Source organism: Arthrobacter sp. RCC_34 (assembly GCF_041360795.1).
GTDB lineage: Bacteria > Actinomycetota > Actinomycetes > Actinomycetales > Micrococcaceae > Arthrobacter_E.
The window spans coordinates 535,237-552,221 of sequence record NZ_JBFUPW010000003.1 but is presented as its reverse complement, the minus strand read 5'-3'; the positions used below and the strand labels follow the sequence as shown (position 1 = coordinate 552,221).

Below are 16,985 nucleotides of genomic sequence, written 5' to 3'. Positions count from 1 at the left end.
GGGATCACCTGCGTTCGGGGCCGGGGACGGACGAAAACTTGTGAGTGTGAGTGTACGCCCGGCGCCGGCGGCCTCCTCGTCGGCGCCCAGCCCGCTCCCGGATTCGCCTGATACCTGTAGAACGATCCGGGCCGGCGCCCGTTCCGTGCCGCAAGCGCCCCGTCCCTGTCCCCGACCTCAGGACCCCGCGTGAACCCTCCGAACCCGCCCGTCACCTCCGCCCCGGAGGACCGGCCTCGCCCTCCCCGGCTCCGCCCGCGGGACCGGGTGGCGCTCGGCTGCGCGGCCGCGGTCACGGCGGCCGTGTTCCTGCACCTCGTGCTCCCCGGCCCGGCGGGCACGTTCTTCGCGATCATCCTCCCGTGGCTCTGGATCCCGGCGTTGCTGTGCGTGGCGTGCCTGCCCTGGGTGCGGCGCCGGGCCCGGGCCGTGCTCCTGGCGCCGCTGCTGGCCTGGGGACTGATGGCCGCCCCCGCGCTGATCCCCCTGCAGGCGCACGCCGCTCCCCAGGTTCAGGCGCAGGCCCAGACCCCGGCCCAGGGCGGCGCCGGAAGCGGACGGATCACCGTGGCGAGCCAGAACCTGAAGGCCGGCAGCGGAACGGACTCCACAGCGCGGGCGGCGGGCGCACTCGCCGAGCGGGGCGCCGACGTCGTGGTCCTGGTGGAGCTCGACGACGCCGGGCGGAGCGCCGCGCGTGAGGTGCTGGCGGAGCGCTACCCCCACGCCTACACCGTGGGGACGGTCGGGATCTGGAGCCGGCACCCCCTGAACAACACGCGGGCGCTGGGACTGGGGCTGGGCTGGAAACGAGCGCTGGCGGCGGATGTCGAGACCCCCGGCGGGACCCTCACCCTGTACGCCGTCCACGCGGCCTCGGTCCGGCCCGGGGAACAGGACGCCCGGGATGAGATGCTCCGGGACCTGTCCCAGGTGATCGCCGACGACGACGCCCCGCGGGCGGTCGCGGTGGGGGACTTCAACGCGGTGGCCCAGGACCCCGCCCTGGCCGGGATCCGCTCGACCTTGACAGAGCCTCCGCAAAGCACGCCGTCCTTCGGCTTCAGCTGGCCGGCCGGCCTCCCGCTCGCCCGCATCGACCACGTGTTCCAGCGCGGGCTCCTGCCTCAGGAGAACACGATGCTACGCGCCGGCGACAGCGATCATCTGGCCCTCGTCGCGTCCTTCGACTTCCCGCAGTGATCCGGGCAGCAGTCCGGGGAGGTGTTCCGCGCAAGGGTTCCCTCGCGGCTTCAGCGTTCGCGAGGAGCAGACCGCACCGATCGTGACGCCGCGCCGTCCTCGCCGTTCCGCACCGCCGCCGGGATCTCCCAATCGTGGACGCCGGGATTCCGGAGGTCCAGATAGAAGAACCGGCGGCCGGGACCGCTCGCCAGATATGACCGGGTGGCATACACGGAGGTGAGGTCGAGGAAGGCGTCCGGCCCGGCAACCCGGAACCCGGCCCGGTTCAGGAATTCCGGAACCCACGGCTCCGCCTCCGCCTCAATGACCCCGTGGAGGAGTGGCGCCCCGGACAGCCGGTAATGCCAGACGAGCGCGTCGAAAAGAGCCTTGCCGACTCCCCGGTTGCGGCGCGCCGGGTCCACCGCGATCGCCACCATCTGAGGGGTGTCCGCCAGACCGCGGAGTGTGAGTTCCTCCCGGCGCGCGGAACTTCCGGCCACCGCGTCATGGATCGAAGCGACGCTGGGGGCGACGACGCCACCGCCCACCACGATCCCCTCCTGGTCCACCGCCACGAAGACCGTGGTGGCGAGCATGAGCGCAGCGCCGGACCACGGTTCGCCGGCGCCTTTGACGATCGCCTTGCGGAACGCCTTCATGCCGAACGCCCTGCGCGGCACAGCGTCCCCCAGCCGGGGATCTCCGACGCCGTGCTCCACCAGGAAGCCTTCACTCAGGCCCGCCTCAGCCATCACCCGGATCAGTCCCGGGCGGTCCCCCGGCCTGGCCTCGCGGATGGTGACGGCACCCTTGCCCGCTGAATTCATCCCCACTCCATCCGTGTCCCCCACGCGCACCCGTGCACACGTCTCCCAGCATCATATGTCCTACATTTATCGCCGTCGAAGACCCCCCAAGCGCCTGTGGACAACGGAACTGCGCTGGGCGGCCGGCGCCGCCGCCGCGAACCACCCGCACCGGTTAACGACCACGGCCCCGGAATCCTGAGATTCCGGGGCCGTTCCCGGTGGGCCCTGAGGGGATCGAACCCTCGACCTATGGATTAAAAGTCCACTGCTCTACCAACTGAGCTAAAGGCCCAACCGTCCCTAGGGACGTCACTACTCTACCGTAGGCACGCAAGGGGTTCGGGCAGGCGTGACTGCTCCGCAGGCGACGTCCCTTCCGTGCCCGTCGGCGCCGTCGTGCGCCTCCACGCCACTCTGGCATGGCTCCCGCACCAGGCGTAGCGTAAGGGCATGAGCGAGAACCCGGGAGCAGCCCCACGGCACCACAAGCCGAAGCCCTTCGCACCCCTCGATTTCGAGCCGTTCGCGGGCGGCGCCGACCCGGCGCGTGTCTCCGAGGCGGCGCACCTCGCGGCGCACGCCCTGGTGAAACACGGCCGCGCCGCGGACGACCCGGACGTGACGAAACGCCTCGTGAAGCTCGCCGACCGGCAGGGCATCGAAGTGATCGCCGAGCTCTGGGCCGAAAGCCCGGCCCACTCCCTTCCCGGCGCCCTCTGGCGGCTGTACGCGCTGCGCGCGGCCGTCGTGAAGGATCCCGACCGGATGGCCCTGTACTTCAACGCCGGCAAGGAAGGCGCGCAGGTCTCCCACGTCGTGGCGGGCGCGGCCGAGCCCCCGGGCGCCGACGAGATCCGCCACATGTCGGACGCCATCCTCTCCGGAGCGTTCGACGGCGAGTTCGACGTCGCACTGGAACGCTTCGCCGCATTCTGCCGGGTGATCGCCCTGGGCCAGGCGCGCCTGGCCGACGCCGCCGAACTGGGCAACGAGGCGAACGCCACCCGTCTCACACGAGACTCCCACCGCCTGGTCCGCACGGCCGACGACCTCGAATTCGCGGCCGCGGCATGGCGCAACGGCCACCTGGACTGACGGCGGACTGAATCACTCATTCCGGCGGCTGTCAATGTTGACTCCGGGCCACGGAAGTAGAAAACTGAACTTGGTGTCGGGCCGCGAAACCCCCGGGCTTCAACAATTCGCCGCTTCGAGCGGCCTACCGCCGAGAGGCGTATCCGGTCCGGCACCATTCTCATGCTGAGGTCCGTGCCTCAAGATCTTTACGCCAGCCAAGGACACCGGTACGACGTGAAACTCAGCCTCTTCCCGCAGGAGACTGCAGGCCTCAAGCTCCTCACCCAGCTGGCCCGCCAATTGGTGCTGGGCACCGGCACTCTCTCCGAGCTCCTGGGAGCCCCCGCCGCGGACTTCGACCGCCTGGTCGAGGAGATGCATCAGCACGAGGGCGAGTCCATGAACCTGCATTACGCGCTCCTGACCCATATGCGCACCAGTTTCATCAACACCCTCCCGCGCGAAGACATGTTCAACCTGTCCCGGTACCTCAATGACGCCATGGAGAAGCTGGACGGCGCCGCCGAACTGATCGGCCTGTACAAACTCGAGCGTCTTCCCACCCGCGCCGCGGACCAGCTGGAGATCATCACCCGCCAGGCGGAACTCACCGTGGAGGCGATGCGTCGGCTGGACGACCTGGACGAGCTCGAGGACTACTGGATCGAGGTGCTCCGGCTGGCCAAGCGGGCCGAGCGCAGCCACCGCGTGTGGGTCGCGGACATGCTCCGCGACATGAAGTTCGCCCAGTACACCCGGCACCGGGACGTGGCGAACCAGCTGGTCGAGGTCACCAAGGACTTGCGCCGCGTCGCCACGAGCGTCGGTGCGATCATCGTCAAGGAATCATGAGTGATCGCCTTCTTCCTGGTCCTCACGGTCCTGCTGACGGTCACCTTCACCTTTCTCAACGGCTTCCGTGACGTCTCGTCCGCCATCGCCTTCGCGGTCCGCTCACGGGCACTGACCGCCAGCGTGGCGGTGGTGCTGGCCGCCTTCTTCAACCTGCTCGGCGTGGTCCTGGCGTTCCCGCTCGCGCTCGAGATCGGCACCAACTGGCTGCACCTCCCCGAGGGCCTCAACGGCCTCAGCCTCCTGGTCTCCGGGTTGGCCGCCGGCATCATCTGGAACATCTTCACCTGGTGGAAGGGCATCCCGTCCTCTTCGACCCACGCGCTGCTGAGTGGCCTGTTCGGCGCGGGCGCCGCGGCCATCCTCAAGGGCGGCACGGAGATCCCCGAGGCTTCCGCCACGCTGTGGAACTCCGTGGCGCTGCCCCTGCTGCTCTCCCCGGCCCTGGCGTTCCTTCTGTCCTATGTGCTGGTCTGGCCGACGACCTGGGTGGCCCGGAACCAGCCGCCCAACGTGGTGAACCGCCGGCTCCGCAGGGCCCAGGCGATCACGGCGGGCGCGGTGGCGTTCGGGCACGGGCTGCAGGACGGACAGCGCACCTTCCTGGTCTTGTTGATGGCGTTCTTCGTGGCGGGTTACGAGGACGGCCAGCAGCTCGCCTTCATGATGGTGACCCTCGTGGCCGCGGCCATGACGGCCGGAACGCTGTTCGGCGGCTGGCGCATCTCCTACACGCTGGGGCATCGCATGATCCGGGTGGACCCGCTCCGGGGCTTCGTCACGCAGGCGGTCGGCTTCGCGCTCCAGTTCGCCGGGGCCATCGCCCTGAGCTGGCCGATCTCCACCACTCACACGATGGCGGCGGGCATGTGGGGCGCGGGGACGAACCAGCGCTTCTCCCAGGCCAACCGGCCCCTCATCCTGAAGATCCTCGGCTACTGGGTGATCACCCCCGTGGCCACGGCGGCACTGGCGTTCGTGTTCCAGATGGCGCTCTCCGCACTGACCTGAGGTCCTTCGCGAAACAGTGACTTTCCGCTGAAACAGCGTGTTATGCACACTGTTTCAGCGGAAAGTCACTGTCTCGGCGGTGAGGCGGGCGGCCGGGCGAAGCGGCGAGAGGTCCGCTCAACCCGGTGAGCCGGGTCGGCGCCGCCCTCACTTCCAGACGTACCGGCGCTCCGGCCGGCCGACTCCCCCGTACCGCAGGCGCACCACGGCCCGGCCCTCCTCGGCGAGGTACTCCAGATAGCGGCGAGCGCTCACCCGGGACGTGCCGAGCACCGCGGCCGCCTCCGTGGCGGAGACGTCGCCGTCGTGGTCCTTCAGAAGAGTCTCCACCATGCGCAGCGTCTCGACGCTGCAGCCCTTGGGCAGGGGCCGTTCGCGGTGCGCGACGCCGAAGACGCGGTCCACATCGGCCTGGTCCGCCACGCTGCCGGACTCGGCGAGAGGGCGGTAGCTCTGCTGGTAGTGCACCAGGCGCTCCGCCAGGTCCTGGGCCGTGAAGGGCTTCATGAGGTAGTGCACGATCCCGCCCCGCAGCGCTTTGCGCACAGTCTCCATCTCCCGGGCCGCGCTGATGACGAGGACGTCGAGCTCGGGCTGGAGCGCCCGCATCTCCTGCAGAAGCTCGAGTCCGCTCCGGTCGGGCAGATGGATGTCCAGGAGCACCAGATCCGGCCGGGTCCGCTCCACCTCCTGGAGCGCCTGAGCTGCCGTGTGGGCCACCCCGACCACGCCGAACCCGGGGACCTGACGGACGAATCCCGCATGGACCTTGGCCACCATGAAGTCGTCATCGACGATCAGGACCTTGATCACGCTTCCGCCCTCTCCTTCTCCGGCGGTTTCTCCCCCGCCTCCGCGCCCCGTCCGAGCACCGCCGTGAACACCGCGCCACCGTCGTTGAGGACCTCCACGTCCCCGCCACGACGCCGGCAGACCAGCTGGGTGATGGCCAGACCGAAGCCGTGCCCGCCTTCGCCCAGAGCGTCCTTGGTGGTGTAGCCCTGGCGGAAGACCTCGCGGATCTTGTCCCCGGCCACGCCCGGTCCAGTATCCCGCACCCGCACGCCGACGCGGCCGCCGTCGTCGCTGATCAGGAGCGTCACCCGGGCGTCAGGGCGTCCGGCGACCGCGTCCAGCGCGTTGTCCACCAGATTCCCGACGACGGTGCACAGGTCCCGCGACAGCCCCTCGCCGACGCGGCCCAGCCGGGACTCCGGGTCGAGATCCAGGGGCACGGCCCGCTCGGCCGCGAGGCTGGCTTTCGCGATGACCAGCGCGGCGACCGCGGGGTCCTGGAGGCGTTCGGTGACCTCGTCATAGAGCCGGGTCCTGCTGAGCCGGACGCCGTCCACGAAACGGAGCACGTCGTCGTACTCGCCGAGCTGAATGAGGCCGGAGATGGTGTGCAGCTGGTTCGCGAACTCGTGGGTCTGGGCCCGGAGGGTGTCGGTGGCGCTGCGCGTCGCGCCGAGCTCCTGTTCCAGGGCGGCGAGCTCGGTCCGGTCCCGGAGCGTGGTGACGGAGCCGATCTCCCGGCCGCGGTTCACCACCGGCCGGCGGTTGAGGCTCACGAGCCGTTCGCCGGCCAGGACGATCCGGTCCTCCACGGCGTCCTCCCCCGCGAGGACCTCCCGGAGCCGCGGATCCACCCCGAGCTCCTCCAGGCTGTGCCCCTCGGCGGAGCGCGGCAATCCGAGCATGGCGCGGGCGCTCTCGTTGAGGAGGGTGATGCGCTGCTTCTGGTCGAGGGCGAGGACGCCCTCCTTCACCCCGTGCAGGATGGCCTCGCGGTGCTCCACGAGACCCACGATCTCCTCGGGTTCCAGGCCCAGCGTCTGCTTCTTGACCCTCCGCGAAAGCAGGACCGAACCGGCCGCGCCGAGCGCCAGGGAGACTCCCAGGTACGTGACCAGATCCGGCAGCGCCTCGCCCAGGCGGTCCAGCACGGACGGGTACTCCCTGCCCACCGCCACGAACCCCACGAGTTCGCCGCCGTCGCTCAGCACGGGCACGTGCGCCACGAGTGCGTGGTGACCGGAGACATCCGCCGCGCCCGTCCACGCGCGGCCTTCCAGGACGTGGCTCTGGCCGAGGTCCAGCCGGGTTCCCAGCAGCGACGGGTCCGGGGTGGTGAGGATGATGCGGTCCGGACGCACGAGCAGCACGAAGCTGGAACCGGAGACGGTGCGGGCGGATTCCGCCACGGCCGGTAGGGCGGCGCCGTGGCCGGGCTGGGCGCTCGGCAGGAGCGTGCGCACGGCGGGCATGGCCGCCACGGACTCGGCCGCGGACAGGGCGCGTCGGCCCTCGACCCGTTCGAAGGTGTCCTCCGACTGCGCGAGGGACACCGCGATCACGCCCACCAGGACGGCCAGCACGATCAGGAGCTGCAGGACCAGGTACTGCGCGGCCAGGGACATCCTGGCCCGCCGAGGCCACCAACGCGTCATGGGGCACTCACGGGACAGGTCCTTGTCCTTTCTCCTCGGGGACGGACGTCCCCGCGTCCATCATGACAGCCCGAAGGGTATGTGACCGAGAACACAATGAACACAACGATCTTTGAGAACTCAAGGGTGACCCACCTCACATCCCCGCATAGCGTGAGGGACGTTCTCTCCGGAACCCCCTCATGACAGCGACGTCATGCGAACAAAGGAAGTACCAATGCGTTCACTCAAAGCCGTCCGCCTGGCCGCCGCCGCGCTGGGTCTGATCCTGGCCGCCACCGGCTGCGGCGTCACCGGCTCCGGCGGTTCGAATCCCCAGGGTTCGGCGTCGGGCGTCTCCAGCGAGCCCCTCAAGGGCCTGCGCATCATGGTCCCCAACAGCCCGGGCGGCGGGTACGACACCACGGCCCGCACTGCGGCGAAGGTCATGGGCGAGACCAAGACCGCCAGCAATGTCGAGGTCTTCAACCTGGCCGGCGCCGGAGGCACCGTGGGCCTGGCCCGACTCGTCAACGAAAAGGGCAACAAGGATCTCACCATGCTCATGGGCCTGGGCGTGGTGGGCGCCAGCTACACCAACAAGTCCCCGGCCAAGCTCACCGAGACCGTGCCGCTCGCCCGCCTGATCCAGGAGCCCGGCGCCATCATGGTGCCCAAGAACTCCCCCTACAAGACCATCAAGGACCTGGTCGACGCCTGGAAGGCCGACCCGTCCAAGCTCGCCGTCGGCGGCGGCTCCAACCCCGGCGGACCGGACCACCTGCTGCCGATGCAGCTGGCCCAGGCCGTGGGCATCGAGCCCAAGAAGGTCAACTTCGTCTCCTTCGACGGCGGCGGCGACCTTCTGCCCGCCATCCTCGGCAACAAGCTCGGCTTCGCCGCCTCCGGCGCCGGCGAGTACATCGACCAGATCAAGACCGGCGAGATCCGGGTGCTCGCCGTGAGCGGCGCCCAGCGGCTGGACGGCGTGGATGCCCCCACCTTCAAGGAATCCGGCATCGACCTCGAGTTCACCAACTGGCGCGGCATCGTGGCCCCTCCCGGCATCTCCGACGCCGACCGCGATAAGGTGATCGCCACGCTCAAGAAGATGCACGACACGGACGAGTGGAAGGCCGCGCTCAAGACCCACGGCTGGACCGACGCGTTCATCACGGGCGACGAGTTCGGCACCTTCCTGAAGGACCAGGACCAGCGCGTGGCCGACGTCCTGAAGAAGCTGGGGCTGGCGTGAGCCATTCCGCCGCAGACGCCGGGGGTCACGCGGACCCCGGAGGCCTCGGCGCCGGGCACGACGACGGCGGCGAGCGCGCCGCGGTCGCCGCGCCCGGCGGCCGGAGCCGCGCCGAGCTGGGCATCGCCGCCCTGCTCGGCGTGGCCGGCGTCGTCGTGCTCTGGGACGCCTCCCGCATCACGGTGCCCTACTCCGTCTCCGACGTGGTGGGGCCGAAGACCATGCCGGTGATCGTCGGATCGCTGCTCGTGGTCAGCGCCGTGCTCCTGGCCGTCAACGTCCTGCGGGGCGGCAGCGGCCAGGCCGAGGAAGGCGAGGACGTCGACCTCAGCCATCCCACCGACTGGAAGACCGTGCTGCCGCTCATCGGCTTCTTCATCCTGAACATCGTGCTGATCGACCCCCTCGGCTGGGTGATCTCCGGGACCATCATGTTCTGGGGCAGCGTCTGGTCGCTGGGCAGCCGCCACTACGTGCGGGACGGCATCGTCTCGCTGATTCTGGCCGTCGGCACCTTCTACGGCTTCTACCTCGGCCTGGGCATCCACCTGCCGGCCGGGATCCTGGCGGGAATTCTCTGACATGGACATCCTCAATAACCTCATGCACGGCTTCGCCACGGCGGCGACGCCCACCAATCTCCTCTTCGCCTGCATCGGCGTCCTCCTGGGCACCGCCGTGGGCGTGCTGCCGGGCATCGGCCCGGCCATGGCCCTGGCGCTCCTCCTGCCGGTGACGGCCAACCTCGAACCCACCGGCGCGCTCATCATGTTCGCGGGCATCTACTACGGCGGCATGTACGGCGGGTCGACGACCTCCATCCTGCTCAACACCCCGGGCGAATCGTCCACGGTCATCACGGCCATCGAGGGCCACAAGATGGCGAAAGCGGGACGAGCGGCACAGGCCCTCGCGACCGCGGCGATCGGCTCCTTCGTGGCCGGCACCATCGGCACGGCGCTCCTGGCGGCGTTCGCGCCCGCCGTCGTGCAGTTCGCGGTCAGCCTGGGCCCCTCGAGTTACCTGGCCATCATGATCCTGGGCCTGCTGACCGTCACCGCGGTGCTGGGGTCCTCGAAGATCCGCGGCTTCGCCTCCCTGGGCCTCGGCCTGGCGATCGGCCTGATCGGGCTCGACCCGGTCAGCGGCCAGCAGCGTCTGGTGTTCGGCATCCCGCTGCTGACGGACGGTCTGGACATCGTGGTGGTGGCGGTCGCCATCTTCGCGGTGGGCGAGGCCCTCTGGATCGCCGCCCACCTGCGCCGAAAGCGGATGGACACCATTCCGGTGGGGCAGCCGTGGATGGGCAAGGAGGACTGGAAGCGGTCCTGGAAGCCGTGGCTGCGGGGCACCGCACTGGGCTTCCCCTTCGGCGCCATGCCGGCCGGCGGCGCCGAGATCCCGACCTTCCTCTCCTACGTCACGGAGAAGAAGCTGTCCAAGCACCCGGAGGAGTTCGGGCACGGCGCCATCGAGGGCGTCGCGGGTCCGGAAGCGGCCAACAACGCTTCCGCGGCGGGCACGCTGACGCCGGCCCTGGCGCTCGGCCTGCCGACCAATGCGACGGCGGCCATCATGCTGGCGGCGCTGACCCAGTTCAACATCCAGCCGGGTCCGCTGCTCTTCCAGAAGGAGCCGGATCTGGTGTGGGGCCTCATCGCGAGCCTCTTCATCGGGAACACGCTGCTGCTGGTCATCAACCTGCCGATGGCGCCGCTCTGGGCGAAGCTGCTGCAGATCCCGCGTCCGTACCTGTACGCCGGCATCCTGTTCTTCGCCTCGCTCGGGGCGTACGCGGTGAATCTCCAGGCCTTCGACTTGCTGATCCTCCTGGTTCTGGGCGCCCTCGGATTCGCGATGCGGCGCTTCGGGTTTCCCGTGCTGCCCCTGGTCATCGGCCTGATCCTCGGACCGCGGATCGAAGGGCAGCTCCGCAAGGCACTCCAGCTGAGCGGCGGCGACCTCTCGGGCCTGTTCAACGAGCCCGTGGGGGTGACGGTGTACGTGATCGTCGCGCTGATCGCCGTGTCCCCGCTGCTGATCGCGGCCTGGAAGCGGACCCGCACCCCGAAGGCGGACGCGCTCGTCTGAGGGCCGGCGTCGGGGCCCGGCGCGGCCCCGGCGTCGCGGCCCGCGCTGAAACCGTGGGTTTCCGTCGAAACCGTGTATTAAACACGCGGTTTCGACGGAAACCCACGGTTTCGGCGTTCAAGGACTCGCCCAGGTCAGCCGGGGCACCCAGGCCTCCCGCCGCCGTCGCGGGCCGGAAACCAGGCCGGGAACCGCTCCGTCATACTCTTGACCAAGCCGGAGCGTCACCCTAGGGTTCTGATATATGAGTCATATGTCACACTCCCGCCGACGCCGGTCCGGGATCTGACCTCGGGGCGCCGCGTGCGACCAGGAGGCCAGGAACCCGCAGGATCGGCTCGGCGGACCGTGATCCATGACGACGCCGGAGTCACCTCGTGCGTCCAGCGCGGCATCCCGGCTGGCAGCGGGCCTCACGGCTCGTCCATCCGCCGCACACAGGACCACAGGTCACCCGCGCGTCCCGGACAAGGCGCTCTGGCGCCGTCAGCGGTCTCCGCTGAAGCCAGAAGGGAACTGCACTCCATGACCCAACCGACCGGTACGACGGCCTCCGTCTACCCCTCCACTGCGAAACCGACCGACTCCAGATTCAAGCGCCGGTTCATGGTGCGGCTCGTCGCCGTGTTCATCGGGGGCATGTTCCTCGACGGCTACATCCTCGGGATCATCGGCCCCGTCACGGGGCTCATGCGGGCCGATCTTCAGCTGAACGAGCTGTCCCTCGGGCTGATCGCGGCCGGACCGCTCGTCGGCATCTTCGTCGGATCGCCGCTCGCCGGCTGGGCGGCCGACAAGTTCGGCCGCAAACCGATGTTCCTGATCGACATGGGCCTGTTCCTGCTCGCCTCCGCCGCCCAGTTCTTCGTGACCACCGGGGACGGAGCCGTGGTCCAGCTGGCCCTCATCCGCTTCTTCATGGGCGTCGCGATCGGCGGCGAGTACTCCATCGGCGGGCCGCTGCTGTCCGAGTTCTCCCCGCCGAAACTCCGCGGGCGACTCCTCGGGCTGACGCTGATCGCCTGGTACATCGGCTTCATGATGGCGTTCATCATCGGAACCGCCCTGCACGACGCCGGCACCCCCTGGCGGATCGTGATCGGCACCAGCACGGTCCTCGCCCTCGTCCTGTTCCTGGCCCGCATCGGCCTTCCCGAGTCCCCGAGCTGGCTCATCACCAAGGGCCGTCGCGACGAGGCGCTCGCGATCGCCCGCAAGTACGTCGAGTCCCCGCAGATGCATCACAGCATCACGGAGGAGATCGACCTGCGCGCGATCCAGGAAGCCCAGGCCGCCCGGGACAAGACCCCGATCAAGAACGCCTCGTTCAAGATGCTGTTCTCCCCGCAGTACTGGCGGACCACCCTGTTCACCTCGGGCTTCTGGTTCTGCGCCGTCACCCCGTACTTCGCGATCGCCACGTTCGCCGACGACGTCCTCCACCAGTTCGGCTTCGGCGGCGGCTGGGCGGGCGGCGTGGGGCTGTCCGCGCTGGCGGCCGCGGGCGTCGTCACCACGGTGCTGCTGATCGACCGGCTCGGACGCCGCATCCTCACCGTGCCCGGTCAATGGCTCTGCGCGGGCATCCTGCTCGTGATCGGGGTCTGGGCGGACGCCCCCGCGATCCTCGTGCTCGTGCTCTTCCTGGCGTTCTCGTTCTTCAACGCCGGGTACACCACGATGACCCAGGTCTACCCGGCGGAGGTCTTCCCGGGCCACCTGCGGGGCATCGGGATGGGCTTCGCGGCGTCGTTCAGCCGCATCGGCGCCGCCCTCGGCACCTTCGCCCTGCCCTGGGCGATCACCAACATCGGCATGGGGCCCAGCATGGTGGTGGCCGCCGTCGTCGCGTTCCTGGGAGCGGCGCTGTCCCAGTGGCTCGCGCCGGAGACGAAGGGCCGCACGCTCGCCGAGATCTCGGCGGACTTCACGCACTGAACGCACCGACGCACTGACACCGGCCGGCTTCACCTCCGCCAATGCAGAAGACCCACGGACATTTCCGTGGGTCTTCTGCATTGGCGGTGGTCGTCCGGAAGGATCACCCGAAGCGGCCGGAGACGTAGTCCTCGGTGGCCTTCTGGCTCGGGTTGTTGAAGATGGTGCTGGTGTCCGCGAACTCGATGAGCTTGCCCGGCTTGCCGGTGCCAGCGATGTTGAAGAACGCCGTCTTGTCCGAGACACGGGCGGCCTGCTGCATGTTGTGGGTCACGATCACCACGGTGTAGGAGTCCTTGAGCTCATTGATGAGGTCCTCCACCGCGAGGGTCGAGATCGGGTCCAGAGCGGAACACGGCTCGTCCATGAGCAGCACGGCCGGCTCCACCGCGATCGCACGGGCGATGCAGAGACGCTGCTGCTGGCCGCCCGAAAGACCCGAACCGGGCTTGTCCAGACGGTCCTTGACCTCGTTCCAGAGGTTGGCGCCCTGCAGGGACTTCTCCACCAGGGCATCCGCCTCGCCCTTGGAGATCCGCTGGTTGTTCAGCTTCACGCCGGCCAGGACGTTGTCCCGGATGGACATGGTGGGGAACGGGTTGGGGCGCTGGAACACCATGCCGATGTTCGTGCGGACGGTCACCGGGTCGACGCCGGGGCCGTAGATGTCCGCGCCGTCCAGCAGGACTTCGCCTTCCACATGTGCGCCCGGCAGCACCTCGTGCATGCGGTTCAGGGTGCGGAGGAAAGTGGACTTGCCGCAGCCGGACGGGCCGATGAAGGCCGTGACCGACTTGGCCTCGATGTTGATGTTGACACCCTCCACGGCCAGGAAGTTGCCGTAGTAGACGTTCAGGTCCTTGACGTCGATTCTCTTGCTCATTGCTGTGGTTCCTTCGGAATCTTCAGTGGGTGTCTCTAGCGGCCCTGCTTGGGCGCGAAGACCCGTGCGATCAGGCGGGCGATGAGGTTCAGCAGCATCACCAGGATAATCAGGACCAGGGCCGCGCCCCAGGCCCGCTGGTCCGACGGACCGGGGTTGGACGGCGACGTCGGGTTCAGGATCTGCGTGTAGATGTACGTCGGGAGCGAAGCCATCCACCCGCCGAACACGTTGTTGTTGATCGCGGTCGCGAAGCCGGCCGTGACGAGGATGGGCGCCGTCTCACCGATCACGCGAGCGATCGCCAGGGTGACGCCGGACGCGATGCCGGAGATCGCCGTCGGGATGACGACCTTCACGATCGTGCGCCACTTGCGCACGCCCAGGGCGTAGGCGGCCTCGCGGAGCTCGTTCGGGACGATCTTGAGCATCTCCTCGCTGGAGCGCACCACCACGGGGATCATGAGCACCGAGAGCGCGATCGCTGCGACCGCGCCGGTCTTGGTGCCGGGACCCACCACGATGAAGAAGAACGCCGCCGCGAAAAGACCGGCCACGATCGACGGGATGCCGGTCATGACGTCCACGAAGAAGGTGATGGCGCGGGCCAGGAAACGGTCGTTGCCGTACTCGACGAGGTAGACCGCCGTGAGCAGACCCACCGGCACGGAGATGACCGTGGCCAGGGCCGTGATCTGCAGGGTGCCGATCAGCGCGTGGTACACGCCGCCCAGGACCCTGGTGCCGTTCTCCACGGCCTTGTTGTCGGCCACACCGGTCACGCCGTTCATCGAGGTGCCGAGGAAGCCGGGGGTCATGAGGCCCGGAATGCCGTTCACCAGCGCCGTCCAGATGACCGAGATCAGGGGCAGCACCGCGATGATGAAGGAGCCGAACACCAGGCAGGTGGCCAGCTTGTCCTTCGCCTTGCGGGCGCCCTCCACGGAACCGCTCCAGGCCACGAGGCCCACGGTGAAGAGGATGGCGGAGATCAGGCCCCAGCCGAACGGGTTGAACCCGATGAGGTTCACGAGCGCCGCGCCGACGACGAGGGACGCGCCCAGCACGACCCACGGGGCGTACTTGGGCAGCTGCCCCTTGGTCAGCGCGGAGCGGCGGCGATTGGGTGTCAGGGTGGTGGTCATGTCAGTTGGCCCCCGAGAATTCCTTGTGCTTGGTGATGATCCACCGCGCGATCATGTTCACGCCGAGGGTGATGACGAAGAGGACCAGGCCGGCGGCGATCAGCGTGTTCACCTTGATGCCGGACGCCTCCGGGAAGTTCAGGGCGATCTCCGCGGCGATGGTCTGGTTGCCGCTCTGGATCAGGCTGGCCGTCAGGGCGCCCGAGGAGAGCACCAGGGCGACCGCCATGGTCTCGCCGAGCGCGCGGCCGAGGCCGAGCATGATGGCGCTGATGATGCCGGGGCGGCCGAAGGGCAGGACGGCCATGCGGACCATCTCCCAGCGCGTGGCGCCGAGGGCGAGCGCGGCCTCCTCGTGCAGCTTGGGCGTCTGGAGGAAGATCTCGCGGGACAGCGACGTGATGATCGGCAGGACCATGACCGCCAGGACGATGCCGGCCGTGAGGATGGTCTTGCCCGTGGCCGAGGCGGGCCCCGCGAAGATCGGGATCCAGCCCAGGTTGTCGGCCAGCCAGTCGTAGGCCGGGGAGATCTCCTTGGCCAGGAACGCCGCGCCCCAGGCGCCGTACACCACGGAGGGGATGGCTGCCAGCAGGTCGATGACGTAACCGAGGGCGGAGGCCAGGCGGCGCGGGGCGTAGTGCGAGATGAAGAGCGCGACGCCGATGGCCACCGGAGTCGCGATGACCAGGGCGATCGCGGCGGCGATCAGGGTGCCGATGATGATGGGCCAGATGTAAGCCCAGAATCCGGCGCCGCCCTGGATGTCGGCCGGGTCGGCCACGAGCGCGGGGATCGCCTGAGCGACCAGGAATGCGGCCACACCGAAGAGGACGAGGAGGATCAGGATCCCGGCGCCGAGCGTGGCTCCGGAGAAGACCTTGTCGCCGGCCCGTCCTGCGGCCGATGACTCGGTCATGGTGTTGCTGCTCACTTAACTGCCTTCCAGTCCAGTGTGGGTGTCCCGGCCCAGCCGGATTCCCCGATCGGGTGGGTAACGGCAAAGTTCCCTGTCCAGGCCTTCCGCGTCCCCGGGCCGTGGTCGCCGGGTGTGGAACCCGGTTCCCACGACGTCGGGGAGAATGCTCTGGACAGGGAACTCGTCATTCCCGGGCGGGGAATGCTAGCCCTTGACCTTGATCTGCTCGATCGCGGCCTTGGCCTTCTCCTGAAGGCTCTTGCTCAGCGGAGCGGACTTGGCGGCGTCGGCGGCGGCCTGCTGGCCGGCGTCGCTCACCACGTAGTTCTCGAACGCCTTGATCAGGTCCACGGTGGCCTGGTCCTTGTAGGTGGTGCAGAGGATGTGGTACGACGCCAGAGTCAGCGGGTAGGACGCGGAATCCTTGCTGGTGCGGTCGATCTTGAGGGAGAGGTCGCCCTGAGCGCGGCCTTCCACGGACTTGCCGGTCTCGACGGCCTTGGCGGCGCCCTCGGCGGTCGGCTTCACGAAGCTCTCGCCGACCTTGATGGAGGCCACGCCGAGCTTGCCGGAGACGGCGGAGTCATCCGCGTAGGTCACGGCGCCGGGGGTGTCGGTGACGGTCTTGACGACGCCGGAGGTGCCCTTGGCGTTCTCGCCCTTGAGGGAGGACGGCCAGACGCCGGAAGCCTTGTCGGTCCACACGGACGGGGACACGGCGCTCAGGTACTGGGTGAAGTTGGTGGTGGTGCCGGAGTCATCCGAGCGGTTCACCGGGGTGACCTTGAGGTCGGGCAGGGTGACGCCCGGGTTCAGCTTCGCGATGGCCGCGTCGTTCCACTTGGAGACCTGGCCGCGGAAGATCTTGGCGGTGGTGTCGGCGTCGAGCTTGAGCTCCTTGACGTCCGGCAGGTTGAAGGCCACGGCGATCGGGGAGATGTACACCGGGATGTTGATGGCGCCGTTGGGGCCGCACTTCTCCTTGGAGGAGGCGTACTCCTCGTCCTTCAGGTAGGCGTCGGAACCGGCGAACTGGGCGGAGCCGTCCAGGAGGGCCTTGCGGCCTGCGCCGGAGCCGTCCGGGGAGTACTGCACGCTGGCGCCGGAGTTGGCGCTGGCGAAGCCGGTCTTCCAGGCGTCCATGGCCGCACCCTGCGAGGAGGCGCCGACGCCGGTCAGAGTGCCGGTGACCTTGGGCCCGTTGTTGCTGGGAGCAGCCGAGTTGTTGCCGGTCGCGTTGTCCGAGCCACAAGCAGTCAGCGCCAGAGCGCCTGCTGCGACGACTGCGAGTGCCGCATGGCGGCCGAAGCGGAGAGCCTTCACAATGTTCCCTTTCAGGGTCCTGATGTCGCGCCGGCCCGGACTCTGCCTTCCGCCCCGATCGGGTG

The 16,985-nt window shown here is 69.0% G+C and carries 15 protein-coding genes and 1 tRNA gene; 8 read left to right on the top strand and 8 right to left on the bottom strand.

Annotated features, from left to right (window positions below; genetic code table 11):
* Positions 1 to 189 precede the first annotated feature (189 nt).
* On the top strand, positions 190 to 1,203 hold the full coding sequence (locus AB6732_RS14270; RefSeq protein WP_370960560.1) for an endonuclease/exonuclease/phosphatase family protein: 1,014 nt from the start codon (positions 190 to 192) through the stop codon (positions 1,201 to 1,203).
* Between the two features lie 50 nt (positions 1,204 to 1,253).
* Here the strand turns inward: AB6732_RS14270 and AB6732_RS14265 are convergent, their stop codons facing one another.
* A complete protein-coding gene (locus AB6732_RS14265) occupies positions 1,254 to 2,015 on the bottom strand; it encodes a hypothetical protein (RefSeq protein WP_370960559.1) in 762 nt (253 codons plus the stop codon).
* A gap of 201 nt (positions 2,016 to 2,216) precedes the next feature.
* Positions 2,217 to 2,289: transfer RNA gene (locus tag AB6732_RS14260), tRNA-Lys, on the bottom strand.
* A gap of 158 nt (positions 2,290 to 2,447) precedes the next feature.
* On the opposite strand from AB6732_RS14260, the gene AB6732_RS14255 reads away from it, so the two are divergent.
* The 3 genes from AB6732_RS14255 (at position 2,448) to AB6732_RS14245 (ending at position 4,937) form a co-directional block, all read left to right on the top strand.
* A complete protein-coding gene (locus tag AB6732_RS14255; protein ID WP_066213228.1) occupies positions 2,448 to 3,092 on the top strand; it encodes a hypothetical protein in 645 nt (214 codons plus the stop codon).
* A gap of 216 nt (positions 3,093 to 3,308) precedes the next feature.
* Entirely contained in the window at positions 3,309 to 3,926 is a 618-nt protein-coding gene (locus AB6732_RS14250; RefSeq protein ID WP_370960558.1) for a DUF47 domain-containing protein, read from the top strand.
* Entirely contained in the window at positions 3,927 to 4,937 is a 1,011-nt protein-coding gene (locus tag AB6732_RS14245) for an anion permease (protein WP_370960557.1), read from the top strand.
* A 147-nt stretch (positions 4,938 to 5,084) separates the two neighbouring features.
* On the opposite strand, the gene AB6732_RS14240 is transcribed toward AB6732_RS14245, so the two are convergent.
* Both AB6732_RS14240 and AB6732_RS14235 read right to left on the bottom strand, forming a co-directional pair.
* Positions 5,085 to 5,750, bottom strand: coding sequence for a response regulator (locus AB6732_RS14240; RefSeq protein ID WP_370960556.1), 666 nt, complete (start codon positions 5,748 to 5,750; stop codon positions 5,085 to 5,087).
* Complete coding sequence (locus AB6732_RS14235; RefSeq protein ID WP_370960594.1) at positions 5,747 to 7,357, bottom strand: ATP-binding protein; 1,611 nt, start codon at positions 7,355 to 7,357, stop codon at positions 5,747 to 5,749. The genes AB6732_RS14240 and AB6732_RS14235 overlap by 4 nt, the downstream gene beginning before the upstream one ends.
* Before the next feature lie 247 nt (positions 7,358 to 7,604).
* Here AB6732_RS14235 and AB6732_RS14230 point away from each other — a divergent pair, with 247 nt between their 5' ends.
* From AB6732_RS14230 to AB6732_RS14215, 4 genes are all read left to right on the top strand, one after another.
* Positions 7,605 to 8,621: a tripartite tricarboxylate transporter substrate binding protein gene (locus tag AB6732_RS14230; RefSeq protein ID WP_066213239.1), complete on the top strand. Its 1,017-nt coding sequence runs from the start codon at positions 7,605 to 7,607 to the stop codon at positions 8,619 to 8,621.
* 116 nt (positions 8,622 to 8,737) lie between these two features.
* Positions 8,738 to 9,202: a tripartite tricarboxylate transporter TctB family protein gene (locus AB6732_RS14225; protein ID WP_370960593.1), complete on the top strand. Its 465-nt coding sequence runs from the start codon at positions 8,738 to 8,740 to the stop codon at positions 9,200 to 9,202.
* A 1-nt stretch (position 9,203) separates the two neighbouring features.
* Positions 9,204 to 10,712: a tripartite tricarboxylate transporter permease gene (locus AB6732_RS14220; RefSeq protein WP_370960555.1), complete on the top strand. Its 1,509-nt coding sequence runs from the start codon at positions 9,204 to 9,206 to the stop codon at positions 10,710 to 10,712.
* Positions 10,713 to 11,237: 525 nt separating this feature from the next.
* Positions 11,238 to 12,650, top strand: coding sequence for an MFS transporter (locus AB6732_RS14215; RefSeq protein WP_370960554.1), 1,413 nt, complete (start codon positions 11,238 to 11,240; stop codon positions 12,648 to 12,650).
* A 103-nt stretch (positions 12,651 to 12,753) separates the two neighbouring features.
* Here AB6732_RS14215 and pstB read toward each other — a convergent pair whose 3' ends face one another.
* The 4 genes from pstB to pstS all read right to left on the bottom strand — a co-directional run bounded on the left by pstB (position 12,754) and on the right by pstS (position 16,920).
* Positions 12,754 to 13,533 (bottom strand): phosphate ABC transporter ATP-binding protein PstB, encoded by a 780-nt coding sequence (gene pstB, locus AB6732_RS14210; protein ID WP_370960553.1) that lies wholly within the window; start codon positions 13,531 to 13,533, stop codon positions 12,754 to 12,756.
* Positions 13,534 to 13,568: 35 nt separating this feature from the next.
* Positions 13,569 to 14,678 carry a phosphate ABC transporter permease PstA gene (pstA, locus tag AB6732_RS14205; RefSeq protein WP_307498576.1) on the bottom strand — a complete coding sequence of 370 codons (1,110 nt, stop codon included), beginning with the start codon at positions 14,676 to 14,678 and terminating at the stop codon, positions 13,569 to 13,571.
* A gap of 1 nt (position 14,679) precedes the next feature.
* The gene (pstC, locus tag AB6732_RS14200; protein ID WP_370960592.1) at positions 14,680 to 15,597 is read right to left on the bottom strand and encodes a phosphate ABC transporter permease subunit PstC; all 918 of its coding nucleotides are present in this window, start codon (positions 15,595 to 15,597) and stop codon (positions 14,680 to 14,682) included.
* Between the two features lie 204 nt (positions 15,598 to 15,801).
* On the bottom strand, positions 15,802 to 16,920 hold the full coding sequence (gene pstS, locus AB6732_RS14195) for a phosphate ABC transporter substrate-binding protein PstS (RefSeq protein ID WP_370960552.1): 1,119 nt from the start codon (positions 16,918 to 16,920) through the stop codon (positions 15,802 to 15,804).
* Positions 16,921 to 16,985 lie beyond the last annotated feature (65 nt).

What these genes read in the sequence shown, in the direction of transcription:
- AB6732_RS14265 (WP_370960559.1), bottom strand. Translation starts at nt 2,015, where the DNA reads ATGAATTCAGCGGGCAAGGGTGCCGTCACCATCCGCGAGGCCAGGCCG.
- AB6732_RS14255 (WP_066213228.1), top strand. Translation starts at nt 2,448, where the DNA reads ATGAGCGAGAACCCGGGAGCAGCCCCACGGCACCACAAGCCGAAGCCC.
- AB6732_RS14220 (WP_370960555.1), top strand. Translation starts at nt 9,204, where the DNA reads ATGGACATCCTCAATAACCTCATGCACGGCTTCGCCACGGCGGCGACG.
- AB6732_RS14215 (WP_370960554.1), top strand. Translation starts at nt 11,238, where the DNA reads ATGACCCAACCGACCGGTACGACGGCCTCCGTCTACCCCTCCACTGCG.
- AB6732_RS14230 (WP_066213239.1), top strand. Translation starts at nt 7,605, where the DNA reads ATGCGTTCACTCAAAGCCGTCCGCCTGGCCGCCGCCGCGCTGGGTCTG.
- pstC (WP_370960592.1), bottom strand. Translation starts at nt 15,597, where the DNA reads ATGACCGAGTCATCGGCCGCAGGACGGGCCGGCGACAAGGTCTTCTCC.
- AB6732_RS14235 (WP_370960594.1), bottom strand. Translation starts at nt 7,357, where the DNA reads ATGTCCCTGGCCGCGCAGTACCTGGTCCTGCAGCTCCTGATCGTGCTG.
- pstA (WP_307498576.1), bottom strand. Translation starts at nt 14,678, where the DNA reads ATGACCACCACCCTGACACCCAATCGCCGCCGCTCCGCGCTGACCAAG.
- pstB (WP_370960553.1), bottom strand. Translation starts at nt 13,533, where the DNA reads ATGAGCAAGAGAATCGACGTCAAGGACCTGAACGTCTACTACGGCAAC.